Below are 15,373 nucleotides of genomic sequence, written 5' to 3' on the forward strand. Positions count from 1 at the left end.
CACTACCTTTCATAAATTATATCTAAATCAATTACATATTCATAAATTCCATTTTCATCAGTACCTAAAAATACTGGTTCATCATTTTTCATAATAAAAAAAGCACTTACTTTATTAATGACAACACTTTGCCCATTAAATAACTCATAAATGCATTTAGACATCCTTTCAGTTGTGTCGCAATTTTTATCCCAATGAATTAAAATTGTAATAGCTTTAGTAGATGTTGATGTATTTATAAGTCCACCTACAGCTATTTTATTACTGTTACTATTTTTATTATATATGCCTATTACTTTTTCTTTATTAGCATCTATCTTACCAATATAAAATGTAATATTTTTATTACTTATGGTTTCCTTTAACCATTCTTTAATATCTTTAAGATACATTTTACACTCCAGTTAACTTTTTATAGCATTTATAATATGCTTTTTCTGAGAAATCTTTTTTATTTCCTTCTGTAAAAACTTCTAACCATCTACCTTGTGCGTTCTTATTTTTGTCTTTTCTAAAATTATACTCAGGATGATAATATAAACGTCTAGCATATGGTGTATCATATATTATTTTAAGCTGCCCCTTATTAAGTAACTTCAGGTTTATGTTTATGGATTCTTCCAATATTCCTGTTTGTTTTGGTACAACTTGCATTGTATTAATTTCTGTTTTTAAAGCTTCTGCTGTCATTTTAGCAGCTTCTCTCTGAGCTTTTTTTAACTTATTAATTTTTGTATTATTTATTTTTATATCAATACTTAGTTTACTTCTAAATGGATTTTTAATTATAATCAACTCCAAAATAAAAAAGTACTTGATAAAACAAGTACTCTTTAATAATTATTATGCCCAAAACTGTTTGCCACATTTTAGACATGTAACTCTAACTTTTTTAGCATTTGCATTTCCAGCAACAAGACCAATAAGATTAGAAGTAACTAATGTTCCAACAACAGCTTTCCCTATACCAAAACCTTTTTTATGTGCTGATAGAGACGTTGAGCCACACTTAGGGCAACGAGCTGTTTTTTTATCTTGTTTTATAGCATTTTTTTGTTGTTTTATATTTAGTTTTGTATTTTTCATTTCAAGTTTAAGTTGTTTTTCTTGAAGCTTTTTAATTTTATCCTCATGTTTTTTTTCATTATTAGAATCTTTTATTGCATCATATTTTTCTATATTCCCCAAATTATTATTTATAAAATAATCATCAACTATCTTTTTACACTGAGTCAAACTTAAACTGGTTAATTTATTTATTTGTTTTATAGAGTTAACTTTATTATATCCACATTCTTCTATAATAGAAGCTATCTCTATATCTGTTAGAGATAAATAAGGTAATTCTTTTTCTTCTTTATATTCTTTTACATTAATTCCTTCAGAATCATTTGAGTATATAAACTCATCTCCTACTGGAATATCCTCTAATTGTTTTCTAGCTTGAAGTTTTTCTATCTCTATATCTCCACTTAATCTTTTAATGGCATCTGTCATCTCTTTTATCTTATCAATGTTTTTTGCTTTAAATTCAACTCTATACTGATTTTCTTCTTCTATAAAGTCTATAAATATCACATTATTGTATTTATAAACCTTAAGTACATTATCAAGTGGAATAAATAGTTTTTTTTGAAACAAACTATCAAACGAAAATCCATTTTTTAATATTAATAATTGTCCTTTTGAATTTTCTTTTAATCCAGTTACTCCACCACAATAATCCACATAAGTACCACCTACTGCTCCCAATAATCCACCTGCATCTTTTTTAACTAGTTTCAATTCTTCATCTGAAATTATCATGAAAACTCCCCCCTTTTAACAAAATAATAGCACATATTAAGACAAAATGAGGGCTTTTTTTAAATTAATTCTATTTCAGTAGAAAAAATTGAGCCATCTGGATTCCTAGGTTTTGATACTCTATAAATATCTCTTTTATTACCTTGTATTTCAATATATCCTTGCAATATTTTATTTGGATAAATATCACCTTCACAAATAATCTTTCCAACTAAAGTTATAAGTTTTCTTTCTTTATCTAAAGTTTGTTTAGTTTTTTCAGAATAGTTACACATACCATCAAGTATCAAACTTTCAATAGGCTCTCCATCTTCACTTATATAAGTACTATATATCTTAACAGGTGTAACTAAAATCCATTTAGGAAATGGTAGTTTCATCTATATCTTCCTACAAGTAAGACCTGTTTGAGATAAATAGTTAATTATTTCATTTGTAGTAGTTATACCATTTATAGTACTTGCATTAAAGCTTAAAGATATGTCCCCTGCTGAATACCCACTTAAAGGCATATCAATATATTCTCCATACTTATATATGAAATCCGCTTGTATACACACAGCTTTCTTTATTTTATCTCTTTGAAACTCTGTTAAACTATCAAAACCTATAGTAACAATTCTATTAAATGTTAAAACATCTATTTGGTCAGATGCTCTTTCTAATTTACTAATTAACTTTTCATCTTCTATAAGATTTCCACCATAATCGTTTTTATAGTATTCTTCTGTCGCATAAGGCACTTTATCACTTCCTATTTACGTTTTGGTTTAGTTATTTTTTCTTCTAATCTATCGTTTATTATCTTATAGCCATGTTCATTAAACCATTCAATCAAAATGGGATTAGTGGTTTCACCAATCCCATTTTGAAAATATACATTGGCACTTAAACCATTATATTGACTATTTGGTGCTATTACTTTAGCCATCTAATCCTCCCTATTTAACTTTTATATTTCTAAAAACTCCAGCTGCTTTTGATGCTTTTAAAGCTATTGCTGCACTCATTTCAACTTCTCCTGTTTTTACTGCTCCAGAAGTAGTGAAATCTGGTAACCATGTTTGCACAGGTGATACACCAGCCATTGATACTCCATGTAAACCATCTAAACCAAGTCTTGCAACATATAATGATGTTGTTCCTTTTGTAGTATCTGTAGCTACTACATCATCATTTGTACCAGGCTTTGCTCCTAAATCAACAAATGGTACATTTCCGTATGATTCTATTTGTTGGCCAAAACTATTTAGTTGTGTTTGGTACATGCTTGCTCTTCTTGCACATGCTCTTAACTTAGATATCAATTTAGTATTTCCTGCTATAAATGATGGAGTTCCATCTAGACCTGTTAAAAACTCATCCAACATATCTAAAAATGCCATATAATTTGTTGTAATAGCTTGTGAAGTAGATAAGTCTATTAAACTGTCACCTAAATTATATTCTGTTGAACTTCCAGCTAGAGCTTTCTCTAAACCATCAAATGCTTTTGAATCTACTGCACTATCTCCATTTATAAATGTATCATTAAAAAGTGCTTGAGCTGCCTTTATTTTTTGTGCTTGTTGAAGCTCCACTTCTGATACAATACCACCCATATTAGCTATAACTCTATCTATTTGGTAGCTACCTCCAAATACCTTTAAATCAACAGAATGTCTTTCTTTAGTTACTTCATGTGGTATATATTCTTTGTTTATTTCTCTAAATGCTGCTGTTGGCTGAGTTTTAAGTCTTGTATAAGAATAAGTAAGTGTAGACCCTCCTCCTGTTGGTGAAACAGCATCATCAAATGTTAAGTTATCTAAAATCCAGTTTGACTTTCTAAATTCATCTATAACACCTATTTGTAAATCATCTTGTACATTTTTACTAGCTTCTTCTAATGTAATTGCCATATTTATTTTCCTCCTTTAAAATTACTCTTGTTTAGCCATTTGAGACTGTATTTTTGCTTGTATAGCATCTTTCATACTCAATTTGCTTGGTTGATTAGAGTTATCTATATTACTTCCTCCATCACTACCAAATTTAAAACCTGACTTAGGATTACTTTGTTTCTCTTCTTTAAATAAAAATTTCTTTGATTCTTGAATAGCTTTTAGTTGTTCTTCTATTCCAGCAACTTTTCCATCATCACCCAAAATTAATTTTGATTTGTCAAATAAACCTGCTGCTAACTCTTCATCATGAACTTTACCTGATATTGATAACTTAATGGCATTACTAAGTTTTAAATCTTGTAATTCTTCTTGATATTTAATATCTTTATTTTTATTTTCTTCTTGTAATGTTTCAATTTGCTTTTTTAATTCTTCTGAATTTCCACTATTTATTTTTAAGTTTTCTAATTGTTTATCTCTATCTTGTATATCATTTTCAAGTTGTTTTTTAGCTGTATTTACTTCATCAAATCTTGTTTTAGGTATGTAATTTTTAAGTTCTGAAAGTGATTCTGATTCTGCCTTTTTAGCAAGTTCTTCTGTTAATCCTAATGCAATAAATTGTTCTTTATTCATTTTATCTTTCTCCCTTTTCATCTTCATTTTTTAACCTGGTCTTGCCCAGTGATGAGTTTATAGTTAGCGCCCAAAACAACAAAATGGCGATAAAAAAAGCACCTACTTAGTTTTAAGTATGTGCTTAATCTTCTTGTATCTATTAATATTATCAAAACAGTAAATAATTTAAATATAATATTATATCTCTATACTTTTTATGTATTTAAACTATAAAAGTGATTTTAACTATAAATCTTAACAAATGCTTTATAAAACTTAATTCATTAAAATTCTAATTTAATACCAAAACAATAAAATAAATATTGATTATAGATACTAAAACTATTTATTTTCAGAAAAAAACTTATCTATTTCTTTTTTTACAAAAGGATACCAACAAGTTTCTTTATTTGGTATGAAATTTGGACAATCATAACTGTTGCACTCATTATATTTCTGAGGGATTTCTTCATATATATGGCAACTTAACTCATCATTTTTTAAATACAAGTTTTTACAAGCATTACATAAAGGAGGATCTAAAACAACTGAACCAAAATCACAGTCAAATCCACTTCCTATCTTTGGTAACTTACTCATTCTATCACCTCTGCATCTAAATAATATTTATTATTATCTATTTTAACATCATTAATTCTATATTTCAAACCTCTTGAAAATAAAATTTCTTCTTGATATTTATATTTATCAACAGCTAAATTTTTTATATATAAAGCTCCTTTATATCCCTTTGAAACTTTCATTCTAATAAATACATTTCTACCCTGATAATCAAAATCATTTAAACTAGTTGATGTAAAGATTCTTGCTTCAAGTCCTCTATTTTTTATAGATTTCATATCTAAATCTGTTACCTTATATCCTTTTGGGAATATCCCTAGATACTGTGGGATAGTTTTTCTATATACAACTATATCTTCATTAATAACACCTTTAGCCAAAGCCTTATCTAATATATTTATCTTATCTTTTAGAGCTTCTATTCCTTTACCTGTTGTTAAAGCAGTATTAATTTTATTGGCTCCAAATCCTGTATAATACCTAATTACTTCTTTTTCATCATCAGTTAACTTTTCTAATTCTTTTGATAAAACTTGTTTTAATTTATTATTTCTAGAATCTAAATATTTTGATGTACTAATTATATCATCATTTCTTAATTTTTCTCTCCAAGAATCTCTTCTTAAATAGCTATGCTTTAATAAATGCTCCTTCATTTGATTTTGATATAATTCTAACTTCTTATGTGCATCTTCAATGTTAACAATATCTAGGTTGCCTGCCTCTATTCTTTTCCATTTTCTTATATTTCTCTCAATTTCTCTTTGTTTCTGTTCAGCATTATATCTTTCAAGAGCATCTTGTCTTTCTTCTTCTGTCAAAGGCTTAGGAATTTCATTAATATCAGGAAAAAATGTAGTTGGATGATGTCTACAGTTTGGATGTAAAAAACCTAGAGACATAGCTTCACTTAATAAAGGATATCTTCCTTCTTTTGAACTTCCTTTACTATATACATCATCAATTAATACTCTTCCTTGCCAAGGTAAACACAGTGGACAAGTATTTGTATGATTTGATGTTATGACTGTATGTACTCCATACTCATCTCTTTTTATACCTTCCCCCATTAGTGTTACACGCTGATTAGCTGTTCTTATACTCATTTCTGCATAACTAGATATATTTACTTTTCTGCCATTTTTATATGTAATACAATTTATTCCTTTGTCTAAAAAATCTTTAGTAGCCATATCTACTGCTTGATTTACTGTCATAGCCCCATTATTTACATACATTTGAGATTTGAATATTGTTTGTCTATAGACATCATCCATTTTTCTAAGTGCAGCATGATTTGCATTATGTAAATCACCTTTAACAGATTTAATAAGACTAAAAACTTTATCTTCATTTATTTTAAAAAAGCTTTTTTCTTTAGGCTCAAACATGTTTTTAAATTTAGAACTTACTTTATTTAGCGTCTTACTAATAAAATTTTCTGACCTTTTAGACCCATTTTTAAAACTAGATTTTAGTAACTTATCTGTTTCTCCATCAATTATCTTTTGATAATCTTTTATTATACCTTTATTTCTCTTTTGAAATTTCTTTATTTCCCTTAATTTAGTTTTCTGCCACTGTTCCCACTTAAAACCTTCTTTTAATTCTTCTGACTCATGCAGTTTCATGTTTTGTTTCATTGACTTCACTAAATCAAGTTCCATATCGCTATAAATAGATGATATATCATATGGATTTAAAGCCAACTAAATCACATCCTCATTGACTACATCATCATTCATTCCATCTATATTAGTTGCTGGTTCTTCTATGTCCATTAGTCCATTTTCTTCTTTTATCCTAAGAACTTCTTCTGCTTTCTTTTCATCACTCATAGTATCACCATAAAGCTCATCTACAGCCATTTCTGTGCTCATTATTCCATAACTTTTAGCTTTACCTACTGTATCAACTACTGTATCAAAACTTGGTGTTGAGTATTCACCAAAACTTATAACTGGATTATATTCTCCTATAGTTCTTTCATACAATAAATCATTAACTTTAAGTACAGTTGATACTATCTCTGGTATAACTTCATTTAAAACATCTATTATTTTACCTCTAGTATATAAAGTTGTTTTTTCTTTTTCTCTTTGTGATTCTGCACTATCCGTTTTCTTCAAATCAATACCAAGAGTAGCAGGTGATATAATACCTTGTAAACACATATCTATATTACTTGCATAGGTATTTACATATGCTTCATAATTAATTGATGGCTGCTGAATTTCTATTGTATTTTGAGAATCTTCAGCTAAACTAGATGCTATAGCTATATATTTATTATCAAATGAATTAGATTTAATAATTTCTCCTGTTACTGGATTTTTAGGAAGTAAACTTTCTGGTATATATTGTTTAACTCTTCCATCTCTAATAGCATCTACCCATTGACTTATAGTTTCATCTAAAGCATCAAAGCTGTCTGACTTACTATCAAATATACTTTTCCCTCTACCTAACCATTTAGGTGATTTAAAAAACATCATAGGTACAGACATTAAAAAATCACCTTCATAGGTGATATCTTTTAACTCTAGTGTTTCATCTAAAGTACTTAATGGAACGTCTTGACCTCTGCTATCAATCAATTTATTTATTATGTATCCTTTTCCAAATATCTCAATTAAAGTGTATGTTGAATTATCCTTTGAATATTCTGTAAGAAAGTGTACTTCAGATAGTCTACCTCTTTTAAATTTATAATCTACTCTTTCACCACTATAATATTCTATAATTGGATTAGTAGTTATATCTGTATCTACTGTTATTTTAAAAGCTCCATCTCCTGTTACTAAAGTTTCAATAATAGACTCTCCAATAAGTTTATTAAAATGATTATCTTTACTTATATAAGTCCATAAATTAGTCAATTCTTCTGTATCAAGTTCTATTTTATCCATATCAGCTACAACTATATCTGCCAATCTCTCAGCAATCATAGCAGGAATACCTGAATGTACTTTTCTAACATTAAAATCAGAACTAGGTACAGCTGCCCAAAATCTAGACTTACTTACTAAATCATTGGCAGTTTTTTTAAAAAATTGGTCTAATTCAGAAGGTTCTCCTCTATACCAAATTCTATTTTTCATTATATTACCATTAAATCCCAATGGCTCTTTTATTGTAATTTCCCTATCAATAGCTGGTTGTATATTAAGTAACTTTATAGCTGTTTTAGTAGCCATATCTTTTAACCACCCCACATTCTTAAACCTCCAATCTCTTTTTAAATGGTTGTATCGAATACTCTGAACTATCTAGGCAATCAACAGGATAGCTTCCATCATCAACACGAACCCAATTTCCCTTTGATTTTTCATCATCATCCCATATTGCATTTTCAATAGCTTCTACCCATTTATTTAAATGTTTCATAATCTTATATCTACCTTGATTTATTAGTATATTTACAAGCCTTATTCTATCTACTATCCCATCTTTTTTGTAACTTGGTGTTACTTGTATATTTATACCTCTTCGTTTCAATTCATTGCTTAGAGCTTGTCTAAATAGCTTATCTGCACTTTCACAGAATATGTATGTAGAAAATAAAAAATGAGGATAGGTATCTGACCACTCCTCAATCTTATCGACTATTTCTTTTGCATACTTGTCATGTGTATAACCATGATTTTTCCCTTGTTTATGATAATATCCATCTAACTCTATAATCTCATTATAGCCTTTAGTAAAACCTGTTAGAGTTGCTACAGTTGCATCTGTACCACCAATATCTATGCCTATACTAAATTCAATAAATGTTATATTATTATCTTTTATATAGTTTCTATCTATAACAACTTCACTCTTTTTATATCCAGTATATATTCTTCCTGTTGCTGCTACTCTTCTCCCTAATATATCAGCTTGATACCAAAGTGATGTTTTATCATAGGTTCTTAAAACTTCCTTTAATACATTATTACTTATGCTCAAATTATCTTTTATAGTGAAATGTGAATAATTATATCCCTCATTCTCTCCACTATTTTTCAATTCATCTTGATAATCTAATATGTCTCTATAAAACCAATGACTTGGTGAAAATGGATTTAAATCAAAGAATAACTGTCTTTTACTACTTGCTAGAGTTCTATCAAAAACCTCTTGTACAAATGATTGGTGACACTCATTTACTTCTGATATATAGACTGTTCCATATGAGTTACCTTTTATTCTTGCTGCATCATTTGCTTTTCCTCCACCTGCAATAATAACAATCTTCTCTCCAGTTAAAGTTTGAATATATAATGCATCCCTATTTTTATATTCACCTTCTCTACATCTACCTTCAAATAGATACTGCAAACCAAAACCATTACTATCTATAATGTTCATCTTAGCAGCTCCTAGTGAAACACCTGCTACTAAATGTAATTTATCTGGATGAACCTCTAAACACATAGAATAAGCTATCAAATTTATAATATTCTTACCAGCTCTTTTCCCACCCTCTAGAACATTTAACCAACTACCTTTACTTTTCCTTATGTACTCTGTTTGTCTTATTGTTAGTGGAGAATAGTTAATCATTTTCTATAATCCTTTCGTCTACTGGATTATTTATCAAATCTGCAAGAGCTGTTATTTGTGAATTGATATTAATAGCATCTTTATTTGGTATTTTAGATTTTAATATTTCAATTCTTTGTTTTTGCTCTTCTGTTGCTAGATTCCAATCTTTATGAATCATACTATCATACTGCTTTATAAGGCTTCTAAGTTCACTCATAGCTCTACTCTGAGCATTAAGAAAAGAAGCTTGTCTATCCCATGAAAATTGAAATTCATATTGTATTCTCTCAATATTTTCTGTACTCTCATGCTTTTTAAGCTCTTTAATCATTTCCTCTTTATCTTTAACATACATTATCTTTTGTGCTCTTATTATTGCTGCATATTGAATTATTATCTGTTCCCAAAGAATATCAAACTTATCTTTATTTTTTATATCATTAATTAATTCTTGTGTTTCTTCAGGCAAATATTTTGAGAAAAAACCAAATTTTTCAGCATTCTTATTCTCTTTTGGAGCACCATGTCCAACTGAATTTTTATTATAAAAAGGTGCACCCTTTTTGTTTATAGGTGCACCTTTCTTTTTTTCACTAACCCAGTTGTATCTTTTTATCCATGACTTTAGAGTGTTTAAACTAATGTCATACTTTGCTGATATTTTCTTTTGTTTCATACCTTCTAGGTAATCTTTTTTTACCTTTTCTTTAACATCTTGCAAATCACCACCTCTTTATTTGTTTGTTTTGATAATAAAAAAGGACTCTTGTTAGAGTCCTTTAGTTTATGTAATATTTTATATGATTTTTATTATATTCATTTTCCTTAACTTTTATAAGTTTCTCTATATCTTCACTTTTCATAGTATAATTATCTTTAATATTTTTAATACTTCTCTTTGCAATATATCTAATCCCGAAAGAAAGCATTATACTTATTACTGCTATTACAAAAAGAATTTTTATATCACTATTTATATTTAAAGTTATAGCCCACTCAAGTATACCAATAATAGCAGATAAAATAGCTAATAGAAAAAAATAAATCATCATAAATATATAGAAAAATATTTGTGCAAAATCAGAACTACTAGAAAATTTTTCTAATTTCTTATTTATATTATTTAAACTAGAATTATAATTTTCCCAATAATCATTCATAAGAATCTTATGCAGTGCTATAGAATCCTTTTTATCAATAGTATAAAATATATAACTAGGTATATAACAATTTATTATACTATTTTTATCATTGAAAAATTCTATAGAATTAATGTTTTTGTCTTTTCTATACTTTTCTACATATGGAAGTAATACTTTATCAAAATAATCTTCTTCATAACTTTCAATTTTTTTCTGACTGCTTTTATAAAAAGTAATAATAAATGCTATAATAGCAGGCAACCATCCTATAGACTTAATAAGGACTTGTATTCGCTCAAAAACATCAATATTTATCTCCCCCCTAAAATATAAAATTCAACTTTAAAGGTCAATATCTTTCAACAATCATTTAACAACTACAAATATATCTAAATCCATTAGTATGATGTAACACCTAATTTATTTAGTTCATTAACTATTTCTTCAATCTTAGGTTTTCCTACCTTTGGTCTTATATGATAATAAAATCCATCTTTATTTTTTATACCAACAAATTCTATCCCCTTTTCTTTTATATAATCTGTCGCTTTACTAATAATATCTTTTAAATCCTTATGACTATCAACTCCCCAAGCAAGTATTACTGGTTTTTGAGTATCAATAAATAAATTTATATCTTTTCTATGTTTAGAGAAAATTGAATGTATATCTGGAATCATATAAAAGTCTTTTCTAAATTTCTTTTCTTCATCAAAGAATTTTCCAGAATTAGGATTCTTTATATCTGACAGATTAATTATATTTACATAGTTCCAATTCATTTTATCCATAATTTCCATAATACAAAACTGAACTGGGTCTGCCTTAGAACATCTAAATTTACTTGAAATTCCTTTTTCTAAAATATCATAACAAGTATAATCAGGGATACTATCTTTATTACTTTCATCAATTAATTCACAACTTCCAGGATTCATCATTATGAAAGTTGCATTTAACTCAGATTCTAGATTATTCTTCCTTTTTATATTTGCAACATTTCTGCATCTAACACTATGACCATTTACTCCATCTTTTATATTGTAAAAATTTCCTTCAACATAAAATTCTCTTTGATAATTACTTGCAGAATAAATTCCCATACTCCACTCTCCCTCTTGTGAGATTTAATATTTAAAACCCCTTTTTAGGATAATATTCTACATCTTTAGTCAATATCCTTTTAATCTATTTTATTTTAAAAAATTGTCTCTCAAGATATACTTTTAATTTCTTTTTTATGTCTCCTCAATCTAATTCATTTAATACATTTTGCACATACAAAGCTAACTTTCAAAATATCAGAATATAAAAGACCTAGAAATTAATCTAAGTCTTTTTAATGGGGGATACATATTATATTTATAAGGAATAAGTTCTAGGAATTGAACCTAGAATTATGCACCAGCACTTATACATTGAGTGAGGTTACCAAGCCCCACTCTTTTAGACACCTGAATTAAGATACAAAATTGTATGAGATTTTAATCTAAATTCAACTGCTACATATAGTGTATTAATAAAAATATTTTGAACATAGTAAGAATTGAACTTACAACATCCTCATGCCCTGCCTAGTCTGTTCATATAAGCTAGGTGAATCCCTTAAACCTAGCTCACATATATATTTAGTTTTGAGAGGGAAATATTCATTTCCACAATACTATTATCTCACATTTTAAATTATAAAATCGGCAGAAAAACGGCAATTAAAAGACCTAGAATTTAATCTAGGTCTTTCATTATACTATCTAATTTTCCATATTCTCTTTCCATTGCTTCAATAGTTACTACCCAATCACGACCAAATTTTTTACAATCGATATTTTCAACTAATTTTCCTGTTGCAACTGCTTTTCTAAGTGTAGAGTCTTTCAAACTCCATAATTTTGTTGCTTCTGCAAAGCTATAAATGCCCTCAAATCGATTCATAAAATCCCCCTTAATCATTACTATAAAATTGAATTAATAACATAATATAACAAGATTAATGCTCCAATCAATTTAATAGTGTCATACAGTAATTTCAATAATTCAAATGTTAACTCTTTGTACTTATTCATTGTATTTTCAGTGACTATGTTTTATAATTTAGTTAAGAGGGAAGGTGCAACTTCCACTCTTAACGTTTTACTAATGTAGGCTATCTATTACCATTTTGATGACTGCTAATAGTGTGCCAACTTCGAGTACGAGTTCAGTTAATTCTTTTATGAGTTTTCTGAACTCTTTTATTTTCTTAGCCACTTTCTTTTCACCTCCTTTCTATACTTTAATTATATCACGTATGCGTGATATTGTCAATAATTTCCATACATCTTTTTTGCAAAAAAATAGACAGTTGTTAACTGCCTATAAATCTAACATCTTAAATAATGGTTCTTGCTCTATTAGTGCTTTTTTACCAAATAAGGCTATTGATATTGAACTAATAGCTTGATTAGCTCTTTCCCTTAATTGTCTTTCTTCTAAGTATACTTTATCAACTATTAAACTCCATTCTAAGCCTTCAATATACCTATACCTTATAATTTGTTTATGTATAGATTTCAAATTGCTTATGGATACATCTATTGTATATTTTAGTGCTTCCATTTCATATAGTTCTATCTGTTTTTCTATTATCTTTTCTTCAAGAATAATTAACTCATTTTCAACTTGATTACTTATTGAATTAGTCTTACTTATAGGAATGCTGTCATAGCTTAAACCTTGCATAAAATCACCTAAATGGCACTCTTTAAGATTTTTTATTTGAAGTTTTAGACTTTCAATATTAATATGTAATTGTTTGTAGTTCTCAAGGTGCTTTTTAGTTGCCATAAAAAACTCCTTTTTAACTTTACTTGCCATAACATCACCCCTATTTACTTAAGCTACCTTTTTCTTATTTTCTTTTCTCTTTTTCTTAAGTTCACTATATTCTATCCAACCATCTGTTCCATATTTTTTACTCTTAGTAATCCATATCAATTTTTTATCTTGATACTTATAGTCAAAAAGCTTTTTTCTAAGTTCACCTTGTTGTGTACTATATCCTTTCACATCTATATAAACAACTTCACCATTCCATTTATATATGGCAAAATCAACTGTATATGTAATAGCCCTATAGTTCTTTCCATCCTTCTTAAATTTAGGCTGTAATTCAAACTTTTGTTGAAGTCCAAAATCTTTTATTTCTCCATTCGCCTTTCTTTCTTTTAAATATAAATAATACTCTGACTCATCTTTACTATCAAATTTAATTCCGTCAATTACAATTTTTTTATTATTGTATTTACTCAACCAAATACTCCCTTTATCACTTAAAATTACTCATACTTATTAATATCATTTATAAAGTTATAAACTTCATGTACACTATACCCAGACTTTTTAAATCCTTTTACATATATTCTTATTGAACTTGGTATACTTCTACCTACCCTACAATTTTCGTATCCTTGCCATAAATTCTCTTTTTCCTCTTGCTTTACCATTTGAGAAACTGCCTTTTGGAATTTATTCATCCTCTTTACTCTTAGCCCTATTAGCCTTCTTCCTACATTCCTTACAACAGTAAGTCTCCTTAGATTTTTCATCAATATAAAATAGTTTGCCACACCAACTGCATCTTCTTCTTTTCATATAATCACTTCCCTTGATTTATTCAATTACTCTCATATTCACTTTTCCATTTTTAAAAAGTTTTATTTGATATTTTTTTCCACAATGGGGACAAGTAACTATCATTTTTTTAAACTTAGCTAATGTATAGAAATTCCTACCACATCCACCAAAACATTTACCTCCATTAAATATTTTAAATTCTCCATAGTCTCTATCTAACTCATCTGCTTCATCTCTATGTTCATTAACTATATATTTATATATCAGAGTATTCATTAAAAACACCTACCTAATCTATTTCGATTTCGACTATAGCTCTACTTAAAAGCTTAACATTATAATTTTCTTTTATATTTTCCTCATCTTTCTTAAACGCTCTTGCTTTCTCTAAATCTGTAAATACATGACTATATGTCTTTCCTTTTTCCCACTTTCTAGTTGTTTGCCAAGTAACTATAAATTCTGTTGTAATCATATTAACAATTACTCCTTTATATAAGTTAAAGTAAATCTATAAAGTTCTTAGTTTCATTCATAAAATTACTTTTACTATTATTTATCCACATAAATTTCATATATTCTCATGGTCTTTACTATTACAATTTTCACACTCTTTTAAATTTAACCTATATTCATAAATTCTACCTATTATAAAACTAGTTATTATTAATGTAATACTAGTTAAAATATTCATTTTTAACCATCTCCTCATATTCATCTCTAGCTTTATCTATTGCAGTAAATATATTTTCTCCATTGTCATATAATTCTTTTGCTCTTTTAATTGTATATTCTATTCTTGAAACTTCCATTATTCCTCCTCAACATATTCAGCTTTCCATCCACTTCTAGTTTTACTCTTCTTTTTAATTGTTTGGTAAACTGCTTGATGTTTTAATCTTAAAAAACAGGCTGCACTATCTAACGATTCAAAAACTTTTTCCTCACCAGTTGTAACATTAGTCAATTTTATTGGTATATCTTTTTTCCTTTTTTTCATTCTTCTTTCAATACCAAACTCTATTAACATTTTTTCAGAAGTTGGATACATCTCTTCTCCGTTTCTTGTTACTCCAATTATGCAACAGTACAATGCAAGATAGTTTTTAAGTGTTAAATCATCTTCTATAATATTATTTATAACAGAACCACTAAAATATCTTTCCACTTTAAGCACAGCTTATATATCCCCCTATCTAA

The 15,373-nt window shown here is 27.7% G+C and carries 25 protein-coding genes; all 25 read right to left on the reverse strand.

From position 1 onward, the window contains the following. Positions 1-2 precede the first annotated feature (2 nt). Positions 3-392, reverse strand: a complete 390-nt coding sequence (locus ACTG45_RS10310; protein WP_243193805.1) for a minor capsid protein — start codon at positions 390-392, stop codon at positions 3-5. 1 nt (position 393) lies between these two features. Then, complete coding sequence (locus ACTG45_RS10315) at positions 394-801, reverse strand: minor capsid protein (RefSeq protein ID WP_223153011.1); 408 nt, start codon at positions 799-801, stop codon at positions 394-396. A 42-nt stretch (positions 802-843) separates the two neighbouring features. Then, on the reverse strand, positions 844-1,806 hold the full coding sequence (locus tag ACTG45_RS10320) for a hypothetical protein (RefSeq protein WP_021384777.1): 963 nt from the start codon (positions 1,804-1,806) through the stop codon (positions 844-846). A 59-nt stretch (positions 1,807-1,865) separates the two neighbouring features. After that, positions 1,866-2,186, reverse strand: a complete 321-nt coding sequence (locus tag ACTG45_RS10325; protein ID WP_219673960.1) for a hypothetical protein — start codon at positions 2,184-2,186, stop codon at positions 1,866-1,868. Beyond that, positions 2,187-2,549 (reverse strand): head-tail connector protein, encoded by a 363-nt coding sequence (locus ACTG45_RS10330; RefSeq protein ID WP_021384765.1) that lies wholly within the window; start codon positions 2,547-2,549, stop codon positions 2,187-2,189. 11 nt (positions 2,550-2,560) lie between these two features. Next, complete coding sequence (locus ACTG45_RS10335; protein ID WP_021384768.1) at positions 2,561-2,737, reverse strand: hypothetical protein; 177 nt, start codon at positions 2,735-2,737, stop codon at positions 2,561-2,563. Positions 2,738-2,747: 10 nt separating this feature from the next. Then, a complete protein-coding gene (locus ACTG45_RS10340; protein WP_479918915.1) occupies positions 2,748-3,707 on the reverse strand; it encodes a major capsid protein in 960 nt (319 codons plus the stop codon). 21 nt (positions 3,708-3,728) lie between these two features. Next, complete coding sequence (locus ACTG45_RS10345; protein ID WP_479918916.1) at positions 3,729-4,328, reverse strand: phage scaffolding protein; 600 nt, start codon at positions 4,326-4,328, stop codon at positions 3,729-3,731. A gap of 324 nt (positions 4,329-4,652) precedes the next feature. Next, the gene (locus ACTG45_RS10350) at positions 4,653-4,910 is read right to left on the reverse strand and encodes a hypothetical protein (protein WP_479918917.1); all 258 of its coding nucleotides are present in this window, start codon (positions 4,908-4,910) and stop codon (positions 4,653-4,655) included. Continuing rightward, positions 4,907-6,601, reverse strand: coding sequence for a phage minor capsid protein (locus ACTG45_RS10355; RefSeq protein ID WP_479918918.1), 1,695 nt, complete (start codon positions 6,599-6,601; stop codon positions 4,907-4,909). The genes ACTG45_RS10350 and ACTG45_RS10355 overlap by 4 nt, the downstream gene beginning before the upstream one ends. Beyond that, positions 6,602-8,107, reverse strand: coding sequence for a hypothetical protein (locus tag ACTG45_RS10360; RefSeq protein WP_479918919.1), 1,506 nt, complete (start codon positions 8,105-8,107; stop codon positions 6,602-6,604). Positions 8,108-8,111: 4 nt separating this feature from the next. Next, the gene (locus ACTG45_RS10365; RefSeq protein WP_223153001.1) at positions 8,112-9,437 is read right to left on the reverse strand and encodes a phage terminase large subunit; all 1,326 of its coding nucleotides are present in this window, start codon (positions 9,435-9,437) and stop codon (positions 8,112-8,114) included. Next, complete coding sequence (gene terS / locus ACTG45_RS10370) at positions 9,430-10,140, reverse strand: phage terminase small subunit (RefSeq protein WP_021386664.1); 711 nt, start codon at positions 10,138-10,140, stop codon at positions 9,430-9,432. The genes ACTG45_RS10365 and terS overlap by 8 nt, the downstream gene beginning before the upstream one ends. A gap of 58 nt (positions 10,141-10,198) precedes the next feature. Further along, the gene (locus tag ACTG45_RS10375; protein WP_479918920.1) at positions 10,199-10,822 is read right to left on the reverse strand and encodes a hypothetical protein; all 624 of its coding nucleotides are present in this window, start codon (positions 10,820-10,822) and stop codon (positions 10,199-10,201) included. 137 nt (positions 10,823-10,959) lie between these two features. After that, on the reverse strand, positions 10,960-11,664 hold the full coding sequence (locus ACTG45_RS10380; protein ID WP_479918921.1) for a hypothetical protein: 705 nt from the start codon (positions 11,662-11,664) through the stop codon (positions 10,960-10,962). Positions 11,665-12,286: 622 nt separating this feature from the next. Continuing rightward, entirely contained in the window at positions 12,287-12,493 is a 207-nt protein-coding gene (locus tag ACTG45_RS10385; protein WP_227482460.1) for a helix-turn-helix domain-containing protein, read from the reverse strand. A gap of 420 nt (positions 12,494-12,913) precedes the next feature. Next, positions 12,914-13,414, reverse strand: a complete 501-nt coding sequence (locus ACTG45_RS10390) for a hypothetical protein (protein WP_479918922.1) — start codon at positions 13,412-13,414, stop codon at positions 12,914-12,916. Positions 13,415-13,432: 18 nt separating this feature from the next. After that, entirely contained in the window at positions 13,433-13,849 is a 417-nt protein-coding gene (locus ACTG45_RS10395) for a DUF1064 domain-containing protein (RefSeq protein ID WP_479918923.1), read from the reverse strand. 26 nt (positions 13,850-13,875) lie between these two features. Beyond that, the gene (locus ACTG45_RS10400; RefSeq protein ID WP_223152995.1) at positions 13,876-14,073 is read right to left on the reverse strand and encodes a hypothetical protein; all 198 of its coding nucleotides are present in this window, start codon (positions 14,071-14,073) and stop codon (positions 13,876-13,878) included. Then, positions 14,066-14,191 (reverse strand): hypothetical protein, encoded by a 126-nt coding sequence (locus ACTG45_RS10405; RefSeq protein WP_479918924.1) that lies wholly within the window; start codon positions 14,189-14,191, stop codon positions 14,066-14,068. The genes ACTG45_RS10400 and ACTG45_RS10405 overlap by 8 nt, the downstream gene beginning before the upstream one ends. 18 nt (positions 14,192-14,209) lie before the next feature. Next, positions 14,210-14,449, reverse strand: coding sequence for a zinc ribbon domain-containing protein (locus tag ACTG45_RS10410; RefSeq protein WP_021393731.1), 240 nt, complete (start codon positions 14,447-14,449; stop codon positions 14,210-14,212). A 13-nt stretch (positions 14,450-14,462) separates the two neighbouring features. Continuing rightward, positions 14,463-14,648, reverse strand: coding sequence for a hypothetical protein (locus ACTG45_RS10415; RefSeq protein ID WP_479918925.1), 186 nt, complete (start codon positions 14,646-14,648; stop codon positions 14,463-14,465). Positions 14,649-14,744: 96 nt separating this feature from the next. Beyond that, complete coding sequence (locus ACTG45_RS10420; protein ID WP_479918926.1) at positions 14,745-14,867, reverse strand: hypothetical protein; 123 nt, start codon at positions 14,865-14,867, stop codon at positions 14,745-14,747. Next, positions 14,851-14,985, reverse strand: coding sequence for a hypothetical protein (locus ACTG45_RS10425; RefSeq protein WP_479918927.1), 135 nt, complete (start codon positions 14,983-14,985; stop codon positions 14,851-14,853). Before ACTG45_RS10425 ends, ACTG45_RS10420 begins: the two co-directional genes overlap by 17 nt. Continuing rightward, positions 14,985-15,350: a hypothetical protein gene (locus ACTG45_RS10430; protein WP_223152992.1), complete on the reverse strand. Its 366-nt coding sequence runs from the start codon at positions 15,348-15,350 to the stop codon at positions 14,985-14,987. The genes ACTG45_RS10425 and ACTG45_RS10430 overlap by 1 nt, the downstream gene beginning before the upstream one ends. Between the last annotated feature and the right edge of the window lie 23 nt (positions 15,351-15,373).

The sequence above is a fragment of the Clostridioides sp. LIBA-7602 genome (assembly GCF_056688945.1).

What these genes read in the sequence shown, in the direction of transcription:
- ACTG45_RS10415 (WP_479918925.1), bottom strand. Translation starts at nt 14,648, where the DNA reads ATGATTACAACAGAATTTATAGTTACTTGGCAAACAACTAGAAAGTGG.
- ACTG45_RS10405 (WP_479918924.1), bottom strand. Translation starts at nt 14,191, where the DNA reads ATGAAAAGAAGAAGATGCAGTTGGTGTGGCAAACTATTTTATATTGAT.
- ACTG45_RS10385 (WP_227482460.1), bottom strand. Translation starts at nt 12,493, where the DNA reads ATGAATCGATTTGAGGGCATTTATAGCTTTGCAGAAGCAACAAAATTA.
- ACTG45_RS10350 (WP_479918917.1), bottom strand. Translation starts at nt 4,910, where the DNA reads ATGAGTAAGTTACCAAAGATAGGAAGTGGATTTGACTGTGATTTTGGT.
- ACTG45_RS10410 (WP_021393731.1), bottom strand. Translation starts at nt 14,449, where the DNA reads ATGAATACTCTGATATATAAATATATAGTTAATGAACATAGAGATGAA.
- ACTG45_RS10345 (WP_479918916.1), bottom strand. Translation starts at nt 4,328, where the DNA reads ATGAATAAAGAACAATTTATTGCATTAGGATTAACAGAAGAACTTGCT.
- ACTG45_RS10420 (WP_479918926.1), bottom strand. Translation starts at nt 14,867, where the DNA reads ATGAATATTTTAACTAGTATTACATTAATAATAACTAGTTTTATAATA.
- ACTG45_RS10310 (WP_243193805.1), bottom strand. Translation starts at nt 392, where the DNA reads ATGTATCTTAAAGATATTAAAGAATGGTTAAAGGAAACCATAAGTAAT.
- ACTG45_RS10425 (WP_479918927.1), bottom strand. Translation starts at nt 14,985, where the DNA reads ATGGAAGTTTCAAGAATAGAATATACAATTAAAAGAGCAAAAGAATTA.
- ACTG45_RS10390 (WP_479918922.1), bottom strand. Translation starts at nt 13,414, where the DNA reads ATGGCAAGTAAAGTTAAAAAGGAGTTTTTTATGGCAACTAAAAAGCAC.
- ACTG45_RS10335 (WP_021384768.1), bottom strand. Translation starts at nt 2,737, where the DNA reads ATGGCTAAAGTAATAGCACCAAATAGTCAATATAATGGTTTAAGTGCC.
- ACTG45_RS10400 (WP_223152995.1), bottom strand. Translation starts at nt 14,073, where the DNA reads ATGAATAAATTCCAAAAGGCAGTTTCTCAAATGGTAAAGCAAGAGGAA.
- ACTG45_RS10340 (WP_479918915.1), bottom strand. Translation starts at nt 3,707, where the DNA reads ATGGCAATTACATTAGAAGAAGCTAGTAAAAATGTACAAGATGATTTA.
- ACTG45_RS10320 (WP_021384777.1), bottom strand. Translation starts at nt 1,806, where the DNA reads ATGATAATTTCAGATGAAGAATTGAAACTAGTTAAAAAAGATGCAGGT.
- ACTG45_RS10380 (WP_479918921.1), bottom strand. Translation starts at nt 11,664, where the DNA reads ATGGGAATTTATTCTGCAAGTAATTATCAAAGAGAATTTTATGTTGAA.
- ACTG45_RS10365 (WP_223153001.1), bottom strand. Translation starts at nt 9,437, where the DNA reads ATGATTAACTATTCTCCACTAACAATAAGACAAACAGAGTACATAAGG.
- ACTG45_RS10325 (WP_219673960.1), bottom strand. Translation starts at nt 2,186, where the DNA reads ATGAAACTACCATTTCCTAAATGGATTTTAGTTACACCTGTTAAGATA.